Here is an 18,643-nt window from a genome sequence, read left to right as displayed (position 1 = left end):
TATGCCTCGCCCCTGGTTTCGGTCGGGTCGAAAAACGGACAATCGGCGTGGAAAAGTTCATGTCCGAGCGCGGTTCCCTGATCGCACCGGGGCCGCCGCGGCCGGGGCACCCTTCGGGGCGTCCTGGCCGGATGCGGGGCAGACCGCCCCCGCCGGCATGACGCCAGCGCCGGCCCGTTCGAGTTGTCCGGTGATAGAGGCGATGAGCTCGTCTCAGCTCGCCTCGAACAAGGCTACGGCCTTGGCCTCCAGGGTGGTGGCGACGTCCGCCATGTCGATGCCGAGCCGCTCCAGCTCGTCGAGGATGGCCTGGGCCGCGCCGGCGGGCGCATGGATCGTGTCCGGCCGGATACGGCCATGGTCCGCCACGGCACGAAGCGTCGGCTGCGCCATGGTGTTGACCGTCTCGGGCCCGGCGAGCTCGACGACGTAACGGGTGTCGTCGAGGGCGTTGTCCTTCACCCCGGTGGATGCCCACAGAAGGCGTTGGGGCCGTGCTCCCTTCAGGGCATGCCAGCGCGCGGAGGCGACGCTGTCCTCCCACACCCCGTACGCGAAGCGGGCGTTGGCGATGGCCGCCTGGCCACGGACGCGGTCGCGTTCGACCGCATTGCCTGCCCCCTCCGCCAGCCGGCGGTCCACCTCGATGTCGACGCGGCTGAGGAAGAACGAGGCGACGCTCTCCACCCCAGCGAGGCTTTCGCCGGCGGCCGCCCGACGTTCGAGTCCCATGAGGAACGCATCGAGCACCGCCTCGTAGCGCGCCACCGAGAAGATCAGGGTCACGTTGACCGAGATGCCCTCCGCCAGGCAGGTCGAGATGGCGGGCAGCCCGGCATCGGTCGCCGGGATCTTGATGTAGAGGTTCGGTCTGTCGACCAGCCACCACAGGCCGCGCGCCTCGGCCACGGTACGCTTGGTATCGCCCGAGATGCGCGGATCGACCTCGATGGATACCCGGCCGTCGCGGCCGCCGGTACGGTCGTAGACCGGACGGAGGACGTCGCAGGCGGTCCGGACGTCCCAGGCGGTCAGCAGCCGAACCGTCTCGCCGATGGCGGTCCCACGCAGCGCCAGGTCGCGCACGTGGCCGTCGTAGCCCTCGCCGGCCCCGATGGCCTTGGCGAAAATGGTCGGGTTGGTGGTGATGCCGATGACACCATCGCGCTCGACCGCCCCCGCAAGGGCGCCGGACTCGATCATCGGCCGGCTGAGGTCATCCAGCCAAATGGCGACGCCGGCCGCTGCGAGGTCATGGAGGGGACCGGTCATCAGTTCTTTCCGTCAGGGCGGATGGGTGGGAGCCGTCCCCGTGGGCCGGCGTCGGCCGTGCCGACGAACCCCCGTGGGTGACCGTCGGGTGCCGGTTCAGCCGCTGACGTCACCGTGGAAGGTCGAGAAGGACGACAGCACCTTCTCGGCGATGGCGTCGTCGACCGCGACGGAAACCCTGACCTTGCCGGTCAGCGCGGGTTCGCCCTCATTCCCGGCCTTCAGGTGCCCGTCCTCGACATCCGCCCGCGCCGCCTCGGTCCCAGCCGTGTTCTCGTCCGAGGCAGGGCCGACCTGGACCGCATTCCGATCAAGGCCGTGATCCTGCACGATGTGCTCGACGGCCATCTCCGCATCCCGGCGGGATTTGAAATCGGCTGAGATCGTCCTGGACATGTCGCCTCCGGTTTATTGCCGATGGGTCCGGAAGGACCTCGAAAGAACATTCGGGATCGACTTCCATCGTCTTGGGCAAAGGGCCGGCGCGCGGGACAGTTCCGGTGGCGAACCGTGAATACGGACGCGAGGGTGGAATTCACAATGCAGTCCGAAGCTGCATTGACCACCGCGGTTCAGATCGCAGCAAGCACCCACCATGGGCGTCTGTGACGCCCCGTCCGGAAATTCGCCGGTCAGAGCGCTTCCTCCCTATCCCGCCGATCTGCAGCCCCCTGTCCGTTCCCTGCCCGGCGAAAAGACGGGCCCAGCCTCAGATGAGGCTGGGCTCATTATGGTTCAGCGCCCCTTCGCCCCCCGTTCCCGGGGATTCATTCGGACTTGGGAGCGATGGCAGGCGCTTGCGGTTGGGATGGGCCGGGATGCACCGTCATGGCAGGAGGCTGGTCCGATAGCTGCTGACGCGCCTCGGCGAGCTTGGCCTGGGCCGCGGCAAGCTCCTGACGGGTCGTCCCCAGCCGGTCCTCAAGGGCAGCCATCTCCTTGTTGCGGGAGGCCAGCGTCTCGGTCAGGGTCACCAACTGCGCCTGGGCGTCAGCCTGCCGCTTCTGCAGCGCCTCCACCGCCGAGGCCGCGCCGTCGCGGTCGGAAGCCAGCTTCCGGACAGCCTGCTCAGCCTGGCTCCGTTCCGAGATCACACTGTCCCGCTCGGACTGCGCCTTGGCGAGTTCCTTATGCGTCGAAGCCAACCCATCCTTGGCTTGCTGAACCTGCTGGCCAGCCTGCGAGACGTCGCTCGCCAGCTTTTCACGATTGGCGGTCAGACCGTCGACGGCCCGCTCCAGTTCGGCCTTCTGCCTCGTCGCCTGCTCAGTCGCGGCGCGGGCATCGGCCAGCTCCTTCTGAGCGGCAGCCGAGCCCTCGCGCGCCTTCTGCTGGCTCTCCTCGGCCTTGGCGAGGTCGGCAGTCTTAGCGGTCGCCTCCTGGGACATGGCGGCGATATCGGACCTCAGCTTTGCCTCCTGCTGGCGCGTCTCCTCCAGCCGGCGCCCGACGTCGGACAGTTCCTTGGTCCTGGCGGTCGCCGCCTGCTCGGCTGCCGTGGTGGCCTCCTTCATAGGGGCGAGCTTCTGCTCAGTTTGGGTGAGCTGGGCTTGCAGCCCGGTGAGCTTGATCGTCTCGGCCTCGGCGGTGGCCTTGGCCTCGCCGGCCTTGCGCTCGGCCTCCTGCTGTTCCGTCGCCAGGCTCGCCGCCTTCGTCTTGGCCTGTTCGCCGGCCTGAGTGATATCCCGCTCCTGCTGCTGGGCCGATGCGATCCTCGCCTGAAGCCCGTCGAGGGTACCCGCCGCCGCCCGCTGCTGATCGAGGTCCGATTGCAGGGAGACCTGCCGCGTCTCCAGGTCCTGGATGCGATGGTCCCGGGCGGTCCTCTGCCGTGCGCCGGCAATGGAGGCAACGACGAGCCAGACCAAGAGCACCACCGCCACGACGGCGAGGCTGAACGGAAGGGGCCTGCGAAGTTCGGAACGGTAGTCGATGGCCATGGCGTTCTCGCGGGCGTTGGAGGGAACGGATCAGATCGACGAGGCAGCTTCGCCGGGCGTCGGTTCGGCACCGGCGGCCCCCGGCTCGGGGGCGGAAACACTCGATGCGATACCGCCATGACCCGCCCCGACCAGGGAGCCGATCATGGCGAGGAGAGCGCGGTGCTCGGGGGATCCGTTCGCCGAGGCGAGGAAATCCGCGAGCTCGACGCGGGACGGCCTCCCGCCGGATGGCCCATTCGGTTCATGGAAGACGTACACGTCGGCAGGGTCGCCGCCGCGGCATAGGTACCAGCGGTCGTCGTTCGACCCGTCATGGATCAGCGTGCGCATGGGTGGCATCGGAGGGTCCGCCATGTCTCGTCCCCGTCCGAGGACCGCTCTCGTCGGAAGCGTAGCCGTGGGCGACGACCGTTCAGCGACGGCCGTGGACGACCATCGCGAGCAGGTATCCGATGGCTCCGGCCATGGCCGCCAGCACCAGCGGGGACCCCTTCGCATACTGTGCGACGGCATCGCCACCCTGCTGGTAGGCACGCTTGGCCTCGGGGAAGGCGTCGCGGCTCCGGTTGATCGCCTTGTCGGCGAGGTCGCTCGCCTGTCCGGCAACGTCGCGCACGGCGTCCTTGGCCTGTCCGACGAGGTTCTCGGCGGCACCCTTGACCTCGTTAGCCGTACCCTTGGCCTGGGTCTCCCGGTCGCCCGTGACGTCGCCGACGGCGCCCTGAACCTGGCCGCCGAGTTCCTTCGCGGCGCCGCTGATGCGGTTCTCGTCCACTGGTCAATCTCCGTTCGGTTCAAGGTTGAGCCGGCCCGAAGCAAAACGCGCTTCGAGCCGATGCGAGGCGCTGACTAATTCTTCGACTCGGCCTTCCTGGGTCGCGCCTTGATCGAGCTTTGGTTGGCCTTCTTCGCCCGGTCGTCGGCCTTCGAGGCGTGCTTGGCGGCCTTCTTCTCGTTGCCGCCGTCGAGGTGGCGAGCGGCCTTCTGGTGTGACTTGGCCGCCGCCTCGTGGTGTTTGGCGGCCTTGGCGTGCGCGCTTCCGGACATCTGTCCCTCCCGTGACGGGGATTTACGTGCCCCGGTGCAAACGTGTGGCCGGTCGGTTCGGCAGCTTCGATACCTGCGGGATCGACCGGGTGGTTCCTCAAGCGGGCATGCCAGCGACCGCGGACGGAAGCCTGCCGTCGGGGGTGTAGCGGTCCACCGCGGACGTCAGCTCTCGTGAGAGCATGGACAGAAGGTTGTCGTGTGAGAGGCCGGTCTGCCTCGACAGCGTATCGAGGAGGTCGGGACCGATGGCTGATCTCAGTAGATCGGGCTTCATCTCGGCGTTCGGCCCGTGGCTAACCCAGGAGTCGGCGGCCGCGCCGTGGCCGTTCTCGCGAAAGCGGTCGACGAGTTGGCCAAGGCCGCCGCTGAGCAGGCCACCGGCACCGGCACCCCCGAGGGCGCCTCCGAGATACTCAGCAGGCCGCCGAGACCACCCCGTCCCGCGATCCCGCCCTGTCCGGCGGGCGCACCTGCGGTTGCGGGACCACCCTGGCCGGATCCGCCGAGCATCTCCTGGATCTTATCCCGGTTCTGGAAGCCCGCCACGGCCAACAGGCCGAGCAACGCGGTCATCGAGGGAAAGCCGTCACTCATCGGGTGTCTCCGTTCCGTTTCGATGAAGCCTTTGAGCCGATCAGCAATCGTCGTCGCCGGGCTTCACGACCTTGCCCTCGGGCGGCTTGGCCTCGTTGGTGGCGGGCGTCGCGTTCGAGCCGACGTTGTTCATCGCGCCGACCGTCCCGGGGGATTCTGCCTTGGCACCGGGCGAGACCTTCGCGGTCGTGTCACCGTCGACCTTCGAGGAAGCGTCGGCCGAGCCCACCTGGCCGGTACTGTTCGTGGTCGTTCCGACCGCACATGGCTTGGCCGAGGCGATGCCGGCGCCAAGGAGCGTCATCGCCGCCGCTACGGTCAGGGGGGTGAGGATCTTCATGAGGTTTCCTTCTGGTTGGGATAGGATGCGGACCGGGCAGGCGAGCGAACGCTACCGCGAGGGGGCGGACTGTTCGGAAGCCGTCACGACGTAGTCGGCAATGGCCGCCCGGCAGCCAGGCGAGACCTCCCGGGCGTTCTTGCGGAAGCAGGCGACGACCTCGGGTCCGTTCAGGTCGAGGCCGTTGCAGAGACGGGCGTAGTCGGCCGAACAGAACGGCTTCAGCGATGCCCTTGAACCGGTCTTCTCTAGAGCCTGCGCGCCGAGCGGGACGCATGACGATGCGAGGGCCGCGAATACGACGAGGTGGCTGAGCTTGGTCACGGCGACGGCGCTTTCGCGATAGGTGGACATGAATTCGTACGGAGCCGGGACCGGCTCGAACCGGTCCCGGACTTGAGCGCTTCAGAGCGGCTTGCGCGGGGTGGTTTCCGTGGTGGTGCCGGTGGTCCCGGTACGGCCGACCGTCCCGCGACCGTCCTCGACCTCGACCTCGGTGTGGCGGACCTTGTCGGTCACGGTCTCAACCCGCTGGGCCGCATCCTTGCGGATGCCGACCTCACCGACGACGCGGGCGTCCTTCGACACCACCGCCTGCTCGCGCATCTCCGTCGCCTCGATGACCTTGTCCTCGAATAATGCCATGTCGCCCGGGGTGACGGCGCGGTCGACGACGCGACGGTCGACGTTCACCGTCTCGTCGTGGAGGGTGACGTTCTCGCTGACATCCTTCTCGACGGCGTAAGACCGAACCCGAACCCGGCCGGCATCGACCATCCGCTTGCCGACGTTGAGGCGCTCCTCGACCACGGGGATGTAATCGGCGCCTGTGGCGGTACCGTGGGCGGCGACAGCCTCGGACGGTGCGGCGGCGTGGAGATCGGTGTCGCGGGTCGTGGCGGCGTGGTCGGACGACATCGCACCCTCACCGAGCGCTGCGGCGGCAACCGGCGCGGTCTTGGTGGTGGAACCGGTTGCACGACCGTCCCAGCCTTCCTTGCGCCAGGCGGCCTCGCGCTCGTCGAGATCGACCGAACCGTGCTCCTCCAGGATATCGGAGGCGGCGTGGACGTGCGCGTCGTCGACCTCGGCGCTCAGCATCGTGCCGCCGCGGTGCAGGCCCTCGCCGTAGGCATGACGGTCCTCCTCCGGCATGAAGAAGTCCTTGATCGAGCCCCACATGCCTTCGTCGGCCTTGGTCGCGGTTCCGGCGGCGCCGGCCTGGGTGCCGGAGATGAGCTTGATGGCACCGGCAGGAATGCCGAGGCCGACGAGCTTGCCCTGGGCGGCGACCGCCTCGGGATGGGTGTCGTACATGGCGGTGATGGTCTGGGTCATGATGTCGGCTCCTGTGACGGATGCATGGCGGCCTGTTCCGTGACGTGCCCCTCGGGGGACACGCGTTCGATCACGGCGTGCTGCCTGCGCAGCGTCACCGGCATCTCGACGTCCTCGCCCGCCGTGGTCCGGCGGATGTGCACCTCCTCCTTCAGGACGAGGCGCTTCTCGACGACGAGGATCTCTTCCAGCACCGGGATGATGGTCACCCCGGCCTCCGTCCTGACCACCGGGGGTGCCTCGCCCTCGGCGAGGGTCCGGTTGACGGGCACCCGGGTCACCCCGACCATGTCGCTGCGCAGGGTCTCGCGCAGGACTTGGTCGACGGTGTCGGTTCGCGTGCTGACACGGACCCGTTCAGTCTCCACCGCACGCTTCTCGATGCGCGCGGTCTCCTCGATCAGCGGGAGGACCGCCTCCTCGCCGATGGCGACCTCCGCCGCGGTACCGAAGGGCGTCCCGAGCCCTTGGGGCTCGGTCGCGGCGGGGTCGCCGACGCTCATGCCCGACGCGGCGTAAGGGGGTTCGGGGCGGTGCGGGTGACGGTCGGATCGACGGCCGAACCACGGCCGGCAAAGAAGGAGGCGAGCGCCCCGAAGATCAGTGCGAGGGCTCCGAACAGCGCGCCCTGGGAGACACGGCGCGCGGTAGCGTCGGCGATCTGCTTGGACTGCTCCTTGGCCGAGGTGACGGTCTCCTTGAACTGCTGGGTGTACTGCGCGACCTGGATCCGGGCCTGCTCGACCGGGATGTTCTGCGCCTTGGAAAGGGCCACGGCGGCCTTCTCCTGGGCGGCGGCCTGCTGTGCGCCGTCACCTGAGACGGCGGCGCGCATGGCGGTCACCGCGGTGTCCTTCAACGCGGCCGGATCGGACCCGGTGCCGTTGCGGACATTGGCCTCGATGTTCGAGAACGGGTCGGTGACCTTGGTCAGCGACGGGGCGGCCGCCTGCGCCAGGGTCGAGACGGAGCCGCCCATCGCGTTGCCGACCCCGCCGATGGCCGAGGAGGCGGTGCCGAGGGCGCCGCTGACGATGCCGCTGGCGGCCGACGACAGCATGTACAGCACCACGAGCGTCGAGACCGCCCAGGCGAGGAGGCCGTGATAGCCCGCCGTCGAGGTCGACGGCTTGCCGGACAGGCGTCCGGCGAAGTAACCGCCGGCTACGGCCGCCAGCACGCCGGAGACGACGAACCACAGGCCGGCGCCGATGCCGAGCGAACTCGCCGCCGGGGTGCCGTCGCCCATCGGATCGACCGTCGAGAGGCCGATGCCGAGCCCAAGCATGTTCAGGATGACCTGGGAGATCAGGGCCACCGTGGCGCCGGCGAGGACCGCACCCCAAGAGACGGAATGTAGCATCATCGTACGCATGTCCTCGGCCGGGGTGACCATGGTGGTCTGCGGCAGGTCGCGGTCGCCGACGGTGCGATCCGTGATCGGACGACTGGGGGATACGGGGGTGGGCTCGGTAACGGTGGCCATGGTGGTTCTCCTTGGTTGTGAGGTCGGTAAGCTGGAAGGGCGCGGTGGGTCAGACGACCCGGCGGCCCATGACGATGTGGTAGAGCCACAGCACGATCACGGCGCCGACGATGGCGACGAGCAGGCTGTAGAGGTTGACCCCCGACACACCGGGCTCGCCGAACTGGTTGAACAGGAAGCCGCCGACGACCGCGCCGACGACGCCGAGGAGGATGTCGACGAGCAGGCCCTGGCCGGTGCTGTTGACGATCTTGCTGCCGATGAAGCCGGCGATCAGGCCGAGGACGATCCAGGCGAGGAGGGACATGACGGGCTCCGGTTTTCGGCGTGCGGAAGGGTCCCGACGCAGGGCCTGCGCGGGCTGGGGTATAGGTCTCGATGGCCTACGGGGCCGGGGTTAGGTGCGCGCGGGCCGGCGGGGTCGGGTTGGCTTGTCCGTGGTGTGCCGCGCTTCAATTGTAGCGATCTCGGTCGTGGCCTCCGCCTCGACCTTAGTGTCCCCGAAGATCATGCCGATGGCCTGCTTGATCAGGGCACGGGCATGATCGCTCGACAGAACCTTGCGGCCGTTGCCCATTGGCGAAACCTCTCTGTCCGGCTCAGCCGTCGTCGAGATGCCCAGATAGAGCAGAGCCACACCCACCGAATACTCTTATCAGAGCGATGTTCCGCCGATTTACATAAAAGTATTTCAGCTTAGGCCGCTTAGTGTTTTCGACCTGGTTTTCGCGTTGTATTTTTGCCGTAATGCTCAAATGATGTTTTCTCGCCGATGCCGCGGTCCCTTGCCCAGACGACCACGGCACTTCGTCGGTTGACGCCAATCTTGCGGTACAGGCTGGCGACGTGGTTGCGCACGGTGCTTAGCGAGACGCCGAGCGCCTTGGATATCTCCTCGTCGGTGTCGCCGCGGCAGATGCCCTCCAGCATGTCACCCTCGCGGGTCGTGAGCTTCTCGGCCACCGACTGCGGCTTGCCCGGCCTGGGCGGGTTGCGCAGCAGGGCGAGCTTCTCGATCACGCCGTGGCTGAACCACGACGCGTCAGCCATGACGGATTCGATGGCCGAGATGAGTTCGATCTCGGTCCGCTTTCGGGATGAGATGTCCTGGACGGCGCAGAGGAGGCCCTCGCCACCGCCGACGGCGACCTTCTCGGCGGAGACGAGGCAGTCGAGGACGTCACCGTCGCGCGTGCGCAGTCGCCCCTCGAAGGCGCGCACCCTACCGTAGCGCTGGAGTTCCCGTTTGAAGCGCGTCCGCTCCGCCTCCTCCACCCAGGGCATCGCGGACGAGCTTTCGGCATCGCCGAAGGTGGAGGTGTAGGCGTCGTTGACGCTGGTCGGCAGGTCGGTGTCCGAGCTGAGGACCGTCGGGATCGGGCTGAGCTCGAACGCCTTGGCGAAGCGTTCCTCGCTCAGCCGCAGTTCGGCCTCGGCCTTCCTTCGGTCCTCCAGGTCGGCGAAGGTGAACAGCATGCAGCGCTCGCTGCCCGGCATCTCGATGGGATGGCCGGCGACGATGACGTATTTCTCGGCGTCGGATGGCACCGAGAGGCAAGCCTCCCCCTGGCGAATGGTGGTGCCGGCATGGAGGTGCTCGACGGCGGAGGCGCGGCGCTCGCCCTGGCCAATAAGGTCGATCTCGGTGAAGGTCCGGCCGAGGACTTGGTCGCGAGAGTAACCGGTCAGCTCGATGAAGCCCTGATTGACCTTGACGTAACGCAGGTCGGAGAGCCGGCAGACCACGGCCGGGGCGGGGTTCGCCCGGAACATGCACTCGAACCGCTTTTCGGCCTCGTAGCGGTCGCTGGCGTCCTGCATCAGCAGGGCGAGGCCGTTTGGCGTGCCGGCATCGTCCGTCGTCACGAGTCCTCGCATCCGGTGCGTCCACGTCTTCGCGGGATCCCGGAAATGGTGGACCTCGACCACCGCATCGCGAAACGCCTCGCCGGCGAGGATGCGCTCGACGGGATGCTGTAGGGGGCCGACCTCGCGGTGATTGCGATAGTGCAGGACGAAGTTGGCCCGGTACTCGGCGACGGTAACTCCGAGGTCGCCAATCTCGGCAACCCCATGCATCGCGAGGGCCGCGTCGTTGGCGTAGGCGATGGTGTGGTCCGGCTCGATCAGGATCACGCCCTCGGCGAGGCCGGCGACGACCTGTGCCAGTTGCCGCTGCTCGAACTGGGTCATTGGTGGTTCGCCTCGTTCGAAGGGCATCAGTGGCCGCCTCGCATCCATGCATGGGTGCCAACGTCCCAAACGATGCGTCGGGCAATACTCCGCAAATCATCACGAGGACCGAGAGCGGCCTGCCGGTCGGTCCCAGCGAGGTGGTATCGCATCAAGGGGCAGTACTTGGTTGCGCCGAACAGCGACGAGCTGAGCCGGACGACGTCGGCCGGCAACCCCGACGTCCTTCAGACAATTCTTCCCGTCTGCCTGACGGACGGCGAGGCGGAAGGCTTGTTCGGCTTCAGCTTCGACTGAGGTTCCCGGAACACATCGCGGGTGATCATGACTGTGTATCGCCGCCCTAGGCGCCTTGCGCACCGAGTGCGTTCAGGCGATCAACGCCCTCTCGCAGGAGATCCTTCACCATGAAACGCGCGGCTCAGCATCCGTCCGATTGATACCGGAGTGCCACGCCGCGTGCCGAGCCTCCGCGCCCGCGTGAGGCCCGCATGTCATCCCGCACCCTCTTCGTTTCAGACACCCATTGGAATCACAGGGCAACCCTGGGGGACCGCCTCGGGCTGAACCGCCCGTTCGCCACCATCGAGGAGCACGACGAGGCGCTGATCGCCCGGTGGAACGCGGCCGTGCAGCCGCAGGACACCGTCTGGCACCTCGGCGACTTCTGCTACCGCTGCCCCGAGGACCGCGCCCGTAGCATCTTTGCGCGCCTCAACGGGCGGAAGTTCCTGGTGCGGGGCAATCACGACAAGGTCGGCGCTCGTCTTCCATGGGACGGGCCCGTCTTTGACGTCGCCCGGACCGTGGTGCCAGACCCCGAGACGGGCGCGCCCGTCGGCGTGTTCATGTTCCACTACGCCTGCCGGGTCTGGCCCCGGATGCACCGCGGCGACATTCACCTCTACGGCCACTCCCACGGCAGCCTGCCCGGGACCGCCGCCAGCACCGACGTCGGCGTCGACTGCTTCGACTTCCGACCGGTTACCCTCGGCGAGATTCGCGTGCGCTTCGCCGAGAATGCCCTCCGTGACGGAGGCGCACCGTGATCGGAATCCAGCGCCTATGGGTGCTCAGCGACCTGCACCAGGACTGGCCGGAGAACGCCTGGGACCCGGCCGATCACATGCCGGCCGGGGGCTTCGACGTCGCGGTCGTGGCTGGTGACGTGCACATGCCGCTCGTCCGCGCGCTGGACTGGCTTGCCGAGCGCATGCCCGGCGTGCCGGTCGTCTACGTGCCAGGCAACCACGACTTCTGGTGGGACCGGGGCGAGGAGCGCTACACCGTCGCCGACCAGATGTCCCGCGGAAGGGACATCGCCGCCCGCCATGGCATCCACCTGCTGATGGACGACGCGGTAACGCTCGGGGGAGTGCGTTACCTCGGCGGCACGCTTTGGACCGACTTCCGGCTCGGGTCATTCTCCCTGGCACACGCCTTCCGCTCGGCCCAGGGCCGCGACAGTATGGTCGACTACCGCCGCATCCGCACCGGGCCTAGGTCCCGGGACCGGATCGAGCCGGAGGCGGTGCTGGCCATGCACCGGGCGACCCGCGCCTTCCTCGATGCTAACCTGGCGCAGCCGCATGACGGCTCGACGGTGATCGTGACCCATCACGCGCCGCATCCGGACAGCCTACCATCGCGGTTCGCCCATCTCGCCTGGTGCGACGCGTCAGACCTGACGCGGCTGATCGAGGAGCGCGCCCCGGACTTGTGGGTTCACGGCCACGTTCATCGGCATGCCGATTACCGTACGGGCCGCACCCGCATCGTCTGCAACGCCCGCGGCCATTCCGACGAATGCACGAGCTTCCAGGCGGAGATGGTCGTCACCGTTCGGGCGGACGCCGGAAGGCCATGACATGGTGCCCGTAGTTGCGGGTCATGACTTCGGCAAAGTGCAGGTCGCCGCCCGCGCACTCGGCCAAGCCTTGGCTGCAGGCGTGCTGGGGTGGCGAGAGGCTGGGGTTGGGTCCGTGCGGCAGGATCGGCCTCATTCCACCTTGAGGCGCTTGGCGGCGGCCGGACACAGCATCTTGAACTGCTCGATCATCGGGGGGTTTCCGGAGGCGCACGACGTGTCGCCATCGGGTCCGAGGGGGAACCGGAGACGCATCGTCTTGCCGCCGCCGGCACGATAGCTCACCGTTCCGGCTCGACAATTGGCGTCCGCCGAGAGGACCGCCCTCGTCTCGGTCCGGAGGTAGCCCTCCACGCACTGCGCCTTCGTGAGCTTCCCGCCGTACTGCTTGGTCTCCCCGCCGGGGTCGCGTTCGCAATACTCCTGCAGGTCGGCCTTCGTGACGATGCCGCGCATCGTGGCATGGGCCGTGTCGATGCCGTCACGCTCGGTCACCGTGCCGTTCCAGCCCTTGCACGAGGCCAGGGGGAAGTCCCCGGCCGCATAGGCAGGCGGGAGGGTGAGGATGAGTGCCGCCAGGGTCCCGGCCAAGGTCCGCATGTATCTGCTCGATATCGGATGATGCATGGCCGAACGGCCATCGCCAAACCGGCCGGGGCACGCAGCGACCGGTCAAGCTCGCAATCGCGTTATCCACACTCGTCCACACGGACATGATTTCGCAAGCGTGACCGCTTGGCGGAACCGACGCAGCATGTTCCAATTTTGTTCTGTTGGATTCGTGGAGCGAGCGCATGCAGGTCTCGGGCGTCACGGTAGGGCTGCCGACACCTATTCCCATCCTGGCCGCTGCTGTGCGCGCAGGCTTCCCGCCGCCCTCGTCGCCGCCGCCGACCTGCGCATCTACGTCGGCCCGCCGACCGCGAAGGCGCTGCGGGCGGCCATCGGGCTCGCCACCGGCCGCTCGGTCGGACGCCTGCCCGACGACGTGGTCCTCGGCCTCGGCCTCGACGAGATCGCGAGCTGCATCCGCAAGGGCAGCGCGCCGCGGGACTGCGTGCGACGCCTGAGAACGGCCTCGGCCTCGAAGCGAAGCGGGGCGGAGGACCTGGCAGACGTGCCGTTCTTGGAGGATGCGCACGGCTATTCCGGCGGGGCGATGGAGCACGGGCTCGCCCTGATCGAGGCCATGAAGGCGTATCGGCGCAGAGAAAAGAGTTTTTCCTCCATCGAACGAAAGCACATCGTACTTTCAGGAAATCCCGGCACAAGTAAGACGACCTATGCCCGAAGCCTAGCAAAGTCGCTTGGCTTACATCTCAGCGTCACCAGCGTGTCTTCGTGGTTCGCGCAGACCGGTGATTACCTGAACGAGATCTGCAAGAAGATCGATGAAGTGTTTCAAGAGGCCTCGCAACTTGGAGGCATTCTGCTATTTTACGAAATCGACTGCTTGCCGTCCCGTGAAAATTCGGACGTCCGGTTTCGCGAGTATTGGAGCGCGGTTACGGCCCACGTGCTCACCCTCCTCGACGGTGCGGTGTTTAGCCCGGCCTCGCGCCTAATTATCATCGGGGCGACCAACTATCCTGCGCGCCTCGACCCGGCCTTGACGCGCCCGGGACGCCTCGACCGGCTGGTGCACATCAACCTGCCGGACGAGGTCGCCATCGAGGGCCATCCTGCGTCAGCACCTCGCAGGGGACCTCGCTGGCCATGACCTCAGGCCAATGGCGGCCATCGGCGCTGGGGCGACCGGCGCCGAGATCGCCGGATGGGCCGCAGGCGCGCGCATGGCCGCCCGGGCGGAAGGCCGCGCCATGGTCCCAGCAGACCTGCTTGGGCAGATCGCACCCCGGGAAACCCGAACGTCCGAACAACTTCTGGCGACGGCGCGGCACGAAAGTGCGCACGCCGCCGGTACGACCATGCTCCTCGTAGGAAGGGTGACCAGCGTTTCCCTTGTCGCGCGCGGCGCTTTCGCGGCACGCACCTCGGCGAAGCTGCGCGATGTCACGATGATGGATGCCGCCGAGCTCGACGCGCTCGCAGTCTCCATCCTCGCCGGCCGCGCCGCGGACGAACATTGGGGGCGCATCACGTCGGGCTGCGCCGGTGGGCCGGGATCGGACTTGGCGCATGCCACCGCTCTGGTCGCGGGAAAGCACTGTACCTGGGGCCTGGGACAGACCCTGCTGTACCGGGGCGACCAAGCCGAGGCTCTCTTTCTCGTCAAGATGGATCCCGCCTTCAGGAAGACGGTCGAGACGGACCTCGACCGCCTTTATGGCATCGCCCGGGATTTCGTCCGCCGGAACGAAGGCCTGATCGAGAGGCTGGCGAAGCAACTCGTTGAGAAGCGCGTCCTCGGTGGCGACGAGGTCCGCCGCATCATCGGGGTGCCAGGGTCCGATAACCGCGTAGACGGCGCGGCGGCGACGGTGGGAGGTCCCCATGAGTGAGGCCGACGCCGACGCGGGCATCGCCGAGGTGGTCGCCGGCCTGATGCGCCTCCGCCGGCATCTCGACGGCGCGACCTTCGCGGACCTGTTGGGGGCCGTGCAGGTGGAGATCGAGACCGGGGACGAGATCCTGGTCGAACGCGCTTGCCGCCGCCCCGTCGTCGATGGGGGCACCGTGGTGGCGTTTCCCGCCACCAACCGACGCGGCCATGGCGGTGACGGGCGATGACGATGGTACCGGCGGCGCAGCGGACGCGCTGATCCGCGCCGCCGGCCTCGTCAACGTCTCGGCCGAGATCGGGCGTGACCGCTTCGGGCAGGTGCCCCTCGAAGCCGCGGCCCTGGCGAACCCGGACCTGATCGTCGTCGATGACGGCGCGCTGGGCCTTCGCATCCCCGACCGAGGCCGACGAAGCCGCGGTCGCACGGACGATGGTGCGCACAGACATCCTCCACCTCGCTGACCGAGCCGAGCTGACCCTCTCCTCGGGCGAGCGCATGCGCGCGTTGCTCGGCAGGGCTCTGGCGGTCGAGGCGCCGTGGCTTCTCGTCGATGAGCCGGTCACGGCCCTCGACCCGGCGCACCAGCTCGATGCCATGGCGCTGCTCCGGCCATCGCGCGGGACGGGACCGGTGTCGTGGCCGTGCAGCACGATCTGACGCTCGCGGCCCGGTTCTGCGACCGCATCGTCGTGCTGGCCGGTGGCCGCCTCGTGGCGGACGGAACCCCGGAGGAAGCCTTGACCGAAGTCCTGCTCGCCGGGGTGTACGGCGTCACGGCCGAGCGGGGCTGGGCTTCGGACGGAACACGATACATCCTGCCCTGGGCGCGGTCCGGGGCTCAGACGGAGGAATGCGATGACGCCATCATCGCAGGCTGAGGCGGTCACTGCCTTGCTGCGCGAGGCATTGGCGGATCCCGGCACCGCCTGGAGCCTCGGCAGCTTCGGGGCCATCGCCGAGTTCATGCGCGATCCCGACGAAGCCACGTCGCCGCTGCCGGATGGGCGCATGGGCCTGTCGACGGAGCGGGGCACCATCGCGCTCGCTCCCAGTCCCGACCTACGTCCGGTCGCCTACGAGACCGCCGTCGCGACCGGCTGGAACCACGCCGTCGCCCTTTGCCTGCCAGGCGCGAGTTGCGCGATGAAGCGGCGCGGCGTGGTGACGGAGCTCGGCCCGGACCGGGACGCCGCCCGCAAACGGGACCGCGACGCCATCCTGTTCGACTTGGGCCTCGGCCTCCTGGCGGTCGATGCCTGCGTGCGCGCGAGCGACCCGGAGGCCATCGCCTGCCTCCGGTCCGGCGTTGGGCTTCCCCTGTTCGACGCTGCGAGCCCCATCGGCCGCCAACTCGTTACGCTGAGCTCTCACCGGGTCTTCCTCGCTCGCATCGGCCGCATCGAGGTCTACGCCCCGATCCCGGGACAGACCGAAGAGAAGAAAGATTGGCACGCCTGCCAGCCGGACTCGATCTACGAGGACGACATCGAGGCCGTGCAGCGCTGACAGCCTAGGTGGGAAGGCTTCATCCGCTCGTGCCATCCGCCACCCGCTGTACCGCCGCTCGGCCCCGCCCCGATCTGCTCACGAGGCGGGGAAGCGTCCGATTTCACCAGCGTGTGAGCCGGGGCGCCCTACGGACCCGTGATGGAGAAGGTGGCTCGCGCCTGCATGACGAGTTGGCCGGCCTCATCGTAAGCCTTGGCTGTAATCTCGTTGACGCCTGTGCGGTGCCCTTCGTCATGCAAGATCGCCGTCAGAGTATGCCGGAGCATCGTGCGCAGGGCTTCGTCGCTCGATACCTCGACGCCTTCCTCGTCCATGACCTTGACGCCGTTGGCTGTGCCGATGAAGTAACGCGACACTCGCGCCTCCTTGATCAGGCCCCCTTCGCAAACCCGAGATGCGGGCAACGGTTCGATGAGCCGAACCGATACGCAGTGCAAGTTGGAGAGTAGGATGGACGGTGACGGTGACCGGGCCGTGATCGGGCGGCCGACTCAGGCGACCCGAGCGGGAGGCGGTGCGCCCGAGAGGGACCGACGATGTCGAACTTCCGGGGGCGCGACGCGCGTTTGGTTTCGATGGCCAGCGGTATGCAGGTCTCCTGGCCGGGCGAACTGCTGATCACCAAGGGGCTGATCACCCGAGAAGATGCTGCAGGCGTGGTTCAGGCCGCCAAGGACGACGTCTTGGTTCACCCGACCGTCTCGACGTCGGGCGCAATTCTGATGATCCACGAGATCGGTCAGAGTTGGAAGGCAGCCGGCGCTCGCAAGCCCTGAAACAAAACAGTCCGCGCCGGCAGACCGGGCGGGCCAAGGTTGTGCGCCCCCGAGGACGGATGGGAGTGCGCCGTTATAGGTTAGCAGCGCACTCGACAAAGAAAAGCCCGCCGTGGCGCTGGGCCGGGCGGGCTGAGGTGGTCTCTACAGGGGAATCAATGGCCAGAATGTAGCGCTCGCGTCCCGAGGCCGCATCCCACAATTGAGTGATGCTGAGCACGGAAAAGCCCCGCGCGGCGGCTGCCGGCGGGGCTGAGATGCTAACTCTAATTGAAAGATCTTCCATCCGCTTACCAGAAGCGCCTTTCCAACCTGCATCCGTAATATCCGCAGGTGCGAAACATAGCGGTGCAGGGACCCCAATGCTTAAACTGGCCCGTGGCTCGGTTGTAGCAGTAGGTCGCCACGTTTTCGACCACGTTTTGCTTGGCTAACAGATCCGCAGCCGGTGCACCGCTGATCGGAGCGGCCTGCGCACTGACGACCATGATGGATCCAGCAGCAGCAATAGCCAGGATCCTACGATCAATATTGAATATCTTCATGATTTCCTCCTATTCCAAGCCTCGATGTGGCCCGGTCATAAGGATCATGTCGGTATCTTCAGTATTTGACGGTGCGGTTTCGCACGAGAACTGAACAGCCGGCTTCCTCCAGTTCGGCCCCTGAGCAGACCGCTTCACGCAGCGCCCGGTCCGCCTTCCGCATCTGCGCGCCGTTCTGGGTGACGACGTCAGGTGTCCCCGGCCGCCGCCTTTGAGCGTCCCATCCAAAGCACGGCATCCTTGAATAAGCTGCCGAGGGGCAGCGGTCGACCTCGGCCGATCAGACCGAATGAGAATTCTCGCGAGCGGTAGAGGCGACCGAGCCATGCGGTGAGGGTCTGCGCGCGGACGATATGCCGAACGCTATCTGCAGATGGGCACGCCGGGGAATGAGACGTGTTGATAAGGACAGGCATTGACGCTCGTTCGCACCACACGTGTATCGAGTGACCAGAGCAGGTGCGCCGCGCGTCGGCTCAATGCTGAGCGGGCGCAGGATCATGAGCGAAGGCATCATCCCGCTACGCAGGAGAGGTCAGAAGCAAGCCGCGCTCGACCGGGTAGATGTCGCTGCCGTGGAGCTGCTCGTCAGCGGCCAAGCGACGAGCCTGCAGGCGGCACGGGCTGAGGTGATCCTCGCGGATCTGCGAGCGCAGCGCGATCAGATGACGGCGGTGCTCGCCGATCTGCGTAGCCGCGAGCCAAGCGCCGACCCTCAGTTCGACGCGGCCCATGCCAATCTCATCACGGCGATCAACGATGGCATCGTGCAGATCGACGTGTTCATTGCCCGTGGTCGGGTCTTCTTGTCGGAAGCCGCTCAATCGGGAGCAAACCAGCCCGAGGCGTCGGAGCGGGTACCGACAAATGCCTAGTGCCGATAGCGTTCAGCGAGGGCCATGAGCGCCTGTGACAGCTCCGTCAGGTTGGCGGAGGCCGTCTCGACCTGCCGCGTGCCGGCCGCCGTCTGCTGGCTCGCCTGCCGGATGTTCTGCAGGGCACCCATCACCTGCTCGATGCCGAGCTGCTGTTGATTGGTGGAAGCGATGATCTGCTGGAAGACCTGAGCACCCTCTTCCACTTTGGCGGTGATCTCCTCGATGGTCCGCTGCGTCGTGTCCGAACGGGTCTTGCCGGCCGCCGCGCGCTTGACCGCCTCCTCGGTCAGCATCACCGAGGTGTTGATCCCCCGCTGGATCTCGCCCAGGAGCCCGCGCACCTGGCCGGTGGCCGCCTTGGCCTGATCGGCCAGGAGCTTCATCTCG

26 protein-coding genes and 4 pseudogenes are annotated in these 18,643 nt (G+C 67.4%); 11 read left to right on the top strand and 19 right to left on the bottom strand.

What is annotated here, in order from left to right:
* Positions 1-213 precede the first annotated feature (213 nt).
* The 15 genes and pseudogenes from tal to MKL01_RS24605 all read right to left on the bottom strand — a co-directional run bounded on the left by tal (position 214) and on the right by MKL01_RS24605 (position 10,216).
* Positions 214-1,272 (bottom strand): transaldolase, encoded by a 1,059-nt coding sequence (gene tal, locus MKL01_RS24675; protein ID WP_243907805.1) that lies wholly within the window; start codon positions 1,270-1,272, stop codon positions 214-216.
* A 96-nt stretch (positions 1,273-1,368) separates the two neighbouring features.
* Positions 1,369-1,620, bottom strand: coding sequence for a hypothetical protein (locus MKL01_RS24670; protein ID WP_243907804.1), 252 nt, complete (start codon positions 1,618-1,620; stop codon positions 1,369-1,371).
* 419 nt (positions 1,621-2,039) lie between these two features.
* Complete coding sequence (locus MKL01_RS24665) at positions 2,040-3,212, bottom strand: chromosome partitioning protein ParA (RefSeq protein ID WP_243907803.1); 1,173 nt, start codon at positions 3,210-3,212, stop codon at positions 2,040-2,042.
* 30 nt (positions 3,213-3,242) lie between these two features.
* Positions 3,243-3,545 carry a hypothetical protein gene (locus tag MKL01_RS24660; RefSeq protein WP_243907802.1) on the bottom strand — a complete coding sequence of 101 codons (303 nt, stop codon included), beginning with the start codon at positions 3,543-3,545 and terminating at the stop codon, positions 3,243-3,245.
* An 82-nt stretch (positions 3,546-3,627) separates the two neighbouring features.
* Positions 3,628-3,990, bottom strand: a complete 363-nt coding sequence (locus MKL01_RS24655; RefSeq protein WP_243907801.1) for a CsbD family protein — start codon at positions 3,988-3,990, stop codon at positions 3,628-3,630.
* Between the two features lie 74 nt (positions 3,991-4,064).
* On the bottom strand, positions 4,065-4,262 hold the full coding sequence (locus MKL01_RS24650) for a hypothetical protein (protein ID WP_243907800.1): 198 nt from the start codon (positions 4,260-4,262) through the stop codon (positions 4,065-4,067).
* Between the two features lie 97 nt (positions 4,263-4,359).
* A pseudogene (locus tag MKL01_RS24645) lies at positions 4,360-4,859 on the bottom strand (YidB family protein).
* A 40-nt stretch (positions 4,860-4,899) separates the two neighbouring features.
* A complete protein-coding gene (locus MKL01_RS24640) occupies positions 4,900-5,199 on the bottom strand; it encodes a hypothetical protein (RefSeq protein WP_243907799.1) in 300 nt (99 codons plus the stop codon).
* A 51-nt stretch (positions 5,200-5,250) separates the two neighbouring features.
* Complete coding sequence (locus MKL01_RS24635) at positions 5,251-5,553, bottom strand: hypothetical protein (protein WP_243907798.1); 303 nt, start codon at positions 5,551-5,553, stop codon at positions 5,251-5,253.
* A gap of 51 nt (positions 5,554-5,604) precedes the next feature.
* The gene (locus tag MKL01_RS24630; protein ID WP_243907797.1) at positions 5,605-6,537 is read right to left on the bottom strand and encodes a YsnF/AvaK domain-containing protein; all 933 of its coding nucleotides are present in this window, start codon (positions 6,535-6,537) and stop codon (positions 5,605-5,607) included.
* Positions 6,534-7,040, bottom strand: a complete 507-nt coding sequence (locus MKL01_RS24625; RefSeq protein WP_243907796.1) for a YsnF/AvaK domain-containing protein — start codon at positions 7,038-7,040, stop codon at positions 6,534-6,536. The genes MKL01_RS24630 and MKL01_RS24625 overlap by 4 nt, the downstream gene beginning before the upstream one ends.
* Positions 7,037-8,023 carry a PhnA-like protein gene (locus MKL01_RS24620; protein WP_243907795.1) on the bottom strand — a complete coding sequence of 329 codons (987 nt, stop codon included), beginning with the start codon at positions 8,021-8,023 and terminating at the stop codon, positions 7,037-7,039. Before MKL01_RS24620 ends, MKL01_RS24625 begins: the two co-directional genes overlap by 4 nt.
* Before the next feature lie 49 nt (positions 8,024-8,072).
* The gene (locus MKL01_RS24615) at positions 8,073-8,330 is read right to left on the bottom strand and encodes a GlsB/YeaQ/YmgE family stress response membrane protein (RefSeq protein ID WP_243907794.1); all 258 of its coding nucleotides are present in this window, start codon (positions 8,328-8,330) and stop codon (positions 8,073-8,075) included.
* Between the two features lie 90 nt (positions 8,331-8,420).
* A complete protein-coding gene (locus MKL01_RS24610) occupies positions 8,421-8,660 on the bottom strand; it encodes a hypothetical protein (protein WP_243907793.1) in 240 nt (79 codons plus the stop codon).
* A 68-nt stretch (positions 8,661-8,728) separates the two neighbouring features.
* Entirely contained in the window at positions 8,729-10,216 is a 1,488-nt protein-coding gene (locus MKL01_RS24605) for a helix-turn-helix transcriptional regulator (RefSeq protein ID WP_243907792.1), read from the bottom strand.
* 165 nt (positions 10,217-10,381) lie between these two features.
* Between MKL01_RS24605 and MKL01_RS35825 the strand changes: the two genes are divergently transcribed.
* The 3 genes from MKL01_RS35825 to MKL01_RS24595 all read left to right on the top strand — a co-directional run bounded on the left by MKL01_RS35825 (position 10,382) and on the right by MKL01_RS24595 (position 12,083).
* Positions 10,382-10,513 carry a hypothetical protein gene (locus MKL01_RS35825; protein WP_279604862.1) on the top strand — a complete coding sequence of 44 codons (132 nt, stop codon included), beginning with the start codon at positions 10,382-10,384 and terminating at the stop codon, positions 10,511-10,513.
* Positions 10,514-10,707: 194 nt separating this feature from the next.
* A complete protein-coding gene (locus MKL01_RS24600; protein ID WP_243907791.1) occupies positions 10,708-11,265 on the top strand; it encodes a metallophosphoesterase in 558 nt (185 codons plus the stop codon).
* A complete protein-coding gene (locus MKL01_RS24595; RefSeq protein WP_243907790.1) occupies positions 11,262-12,083 on the top strand; it encodes a metallophosphoesterase in 822 nt (273 codons plus the stop codon). Before MKL01_RS24600 ends, MKL01_RS24595 begins: the two co-directional genes overlap by 4 nt.
* Before the next feature lie 132 nt (positions 12,084-12,215).
* Here MKL01_RS24595 and MKL01_RS24590 read toward each other — a convergent pair whose 3' ends face one another.
* On the bottom strand, positions 12,216-12,683 hold the full coding sequence (locus MKL01_RS24590; protein WP_243907789.1) for a hypothetical protein: 468 nt from the start codon (positions 12,681-12,683) through the stop codon (positions 12,216-12,218).
* Positions 12,684-12,837: 154 nt separating this feature from the next.
* On the opposite strand from MKL01_RS24590, the gene MKL01_RS24585 reads away from it, so the two are divergent.
* The 6 genes and pseudogenes from MKL01_RS24585 to MKL01_RS24560 all read left to right on the top strand — a co-directional run.
* The gene (locus tag MKL01_RS24585) at positions 12,838-13,803 is read left to right on the top strand and encodes an ATP-binding protein (protein WP_243907788.1); all 966 of its coding nucleotides are present in this window, start codon (positions 12,838-12,840) and stop codon (positions 13,801-13,803) included.
* Positions 13,804-13,813: 10 nt separating this feature from the next.
* A complete protein-coding gene (locus MKL01_RS24580; protein WP_243907787.1) occupies positions 13,814-14,545 on the top strand; it encodes a hypothetical protein in 732 nt (243 codons plus the stop codon).
* The gene (locus tag MKL01_RS24575; RefSeq protein WP_243907786.1) at positions 14,538-14,774 is read left to right on the top strand and encodes a hypothetical protein; all 237 of its coding nucleotides are present in this window, start codon (positions 14,538-14,540) and stop codon (positions 14,772-14,774) included. The genes MKL01_RS24580 and MKL01_RS24575 overlap by 8 nt, the downstream gene beginning before the upstream one ends.
* A 10-nt stretch (positions 14,775-14,784) precedes the next feature.
* Positions 14,785-14,931, top strand: a pseudogene (locus tag MKL01_RS24570) (ABC transporter substrate-binding protein); the annotation flags it as partial.
* Positions 14,924-15,426: pseudogene (locus MKL01_RS24565) on the top strand (ABC transporter ATP-binding protein); the annotation flags it as partial. The pseudogenes MKL01_RS24570 and MKL01_RS24565, both read left to right, overlap by 8 nt.
* Positions 15,404-15,973: pseudogene (locus tag MKL01_RS24560) on the top strand (DUF6925 family protein); the annotation flags it as partial. The pseudogenes MKL01_RS24565 and MKL01_RS24560, both read left to right, overlap by 23 nt.
* A gap of 209 nt (positions 15,974-16,182) precedes the next feature.
* Here MKL01_RS24560 and MKL01_RS24555 read toward each other — a convergent pair.
* On the bottom strand, positions 16,183-16,413 hold the full coding sequence (locus tag MKL01_RS24555) for a DUF6894 family protein (protein WP_243907785.1): 231 nt from the start codon (positions 16,411-16,413) through the stop codon (positions 16,183-16,185).
* A 180-nt stretch (positions 16,414-16,593) separates the two neighbouring features.
* On the opposite strand from MKL01_RS24555, the gene MKL01_RS24550 reads away from it, so the two are divergent.
* Positions 16,594-16,833, top strand: a complete 240-nt coding sequence (locus MKL01_RS24550) for a hypothetical protein (RefSeq protein ID WP_243907784.1) — start codon at positions 16,594-16,596, stop codon at positions 16,831-16,833.
* Between the two features lie 290 nt (positions 16,834-17,123).
* Here the strand turns inward: MKL01_RS24550 and MKL01_RS24545 are convergent, their stop codons facing one another.
* On the bottom strand, positions 17,124-17,378 hold the full coding sequence (locus MKL01_RS24545) for a hypothetical protein (protein ID WP_243907783.1): 255 nt from the start codon (positions 17,376-17,378) through the stop codon (positions 17,124-17,126).
* A 500-nt stretch (positions 17,379-17,878) separates the two neighbouring features.
* On the opposite strand from MKL01_RS24545, the gene MKL01_RS24540 reads away from it, so the two are divergent.
* Positions 17,879-18,253, top strand: a complete 375-nt coding sequence (locus MKL01_RS24540) for a hypothetical protein (RefSeq protein WP_243907782.1) — start codon at positions 17,879-17,881, stop codon at positions 18,251-18,253.
* Here the strand turns inward: MKL01_RS24540 and MKL01_RS24535 are convergent.
* On the bottom strand, positions 18,250-18,643 hold a 394-nt coding region (locus MKL01_RS24535), incomplete at its 5' end, for a methyl-accepting chemotaxis protein (RefSeq protein ID WP_243907781.1). The two genes, MKL01_RS24540 and MKL01_RS24535, sit on opposite strands and share 4 nt — an antisense overlap.

The sequence above is a fragment of the Methylobacterium sp. J-070 genome, from assembly GCF_022829385.1.
Classification (GTDB): domain Bacteria; phylum Pseudomonadota; class Alphaproteobacteria; order Rhizobiales; family Beijerinckiaceae; genus Methylobacterium.
Note: the sequence above shows the minus strand (reverse complement) of the source record. Positions and strands in the feature narration are given on the sequence as shown.

What these genes read in the sequence shown, in the direction of transcription:
- tal (WP_243907805.1), bottom strand. Translation starts at nt 1,272, where the DNA reads ATGACCGGTCCCCTCCATGACCTCGCAGCGGCCGGCGTCGCCATTTGG.
- MKL01_RS24670 (WP_243907804.1), bottom strand. Translation starts at nt 1,620, where the DNA reads ATGGCCGTCGAGCACATCGTGCAGGATCACGGCCTTGATCGGAATGCG.
- MKL01_RS24665 (WP_243907803.1), bottom strand. Translation starts at nt 3,212, where the DNA reads ATGGCCATCGACTACCGTTCCGAACTTCGCAGGCCCCTTCCGTTCAGC.
- MKL01_RS24660 (WP_243907802.1), bottom strand. Translation starts at nt 3,545, where the DNA reads ATGCGCACGCTGATCCATGACGGGTCGAACGACGACCGCTGGTACCTA.
- MKL01_RS24650 (WP_243907800.1), bottom strand. Translation starts at nt 4,262, where the DNA reads ATGTCCGGAAGCGCGCACGCCAAGGCCGCCAAACACCACGAGGCGGCG.
- MKL01_RS24640 (WP_243907799.1), bottom strand. Translation starts at nt 5,199, where the DNA reads ATGAAGATCCTCACCCCCCTGACCGTAGCGGCGGCGATGACGCTCCTT.
- MKL01_RS24635 (WP_243907798.1), bottom strand. Translation starts at nt 5,553, where the DNA reads ATGTCCACCTATCGCGAAAGCGCCGTCGCCGTGACCAAGCTCAGCCAC.
- MKL01_RS24630 (WP_243907797.1), bottom strand. Translation starts at nt 6,537, where the DNA reads ATGACCCAGACCATCACCGCCATGTACGACACCCATCCCGAGGCGGTC.
- MKL01_RS24625 (WP_243907796.1), bottom strand. Translation starts at nt 7,040, where the DNA reads ATGAGCGTCGGCGACCCCGCCGCGACCGAGCCCCAAGGGCTCGGGACG.
- MKL01_RS24620 (WP_243907795.1), bottom strand. Translation starts at nt 8,023, where the DNA reads ATGGCCACCGTTACCGAGCCCACCCCCGTATCCCCCAGTCGTCCGATC.
- MKL01_RS24615 (WP_243907794.1), bottom strand. Translation starts at nt 8,330, where the DNA reads ATGTCCCTCCTCGCCTGGATCGTCCTCGGCCTGATCGCCGGCTTCATC.
- MKL01_RS24605 (WP_243907792.1), bottom strand. Translation starts at nt 10,216, where the DNA reads ATGACCCAGTTCGAGCAGCGGCAACTGGCACAGGTCGTCGCCGGCCTC.
- MKL01_RS24600 (WP_243907791.1), top strand. Translation starts at nt 10,708, where the DNA reads ATGTCATCCCGCACCCTCTTCGTTTCAGACACCCATTGGAATCACAGG.
- MKL01_RS24590 (WP_243907789.1), bottom strand. Translation starts at nt 12,683, where the DNA reads ATGCGGACCTTGGCCGGGACCCTGGCGGCACTCATCCTCACCCTCCCG.
- MKL01_RS24585 (WP_243907788.1), top strand. Translation starts at nt 12,838, where the DNA reads ATGTTCCAATTTTGTTCTGTTGGATTCGTGGAGCGAGCGCATGCAGGT.
- MKL01_RS24580 (WP_243907787.1), top strand. Translation starts at nt 13,814, where the DNA reads ATGGCGGCCATCGGCGCTGGGGCGACCGGCGCCGAGATCGCCGGATGG.
- MKL01_RS24575 (WP_243907786.1), top strand. Translation starts at nt 14,538, where the DNA reads ATGAGTGAGGCCGACGCCGACGCGGGCATCGCCGAGGTGGTCGCCGGC.
- MKL01_RS24550 (WP_243907784.1), top strand. Translation starts at nt 16,594, where the DNA reads ATGTCGAACTTCCGGGGGCGCGACGCGCGTTTGGTTTCGATGGCCAGC.
- MKL01_RS24545 (WP_243907783.1), bottom strand. Translation starts at nt 17,378, where the DNA reads ATGAAGATATTCAATATTGATCGTAGGATCCTGGCTATTGCTGCTGCT.
- MKL01_RS24540 (WP_243907782.1), top strand. Translation starts at nt 17,879, where the DNA reads ATGAGCGAAGGCATCATCCCGCTACGCAGGAGAGGTCAGAAGCAAGCC.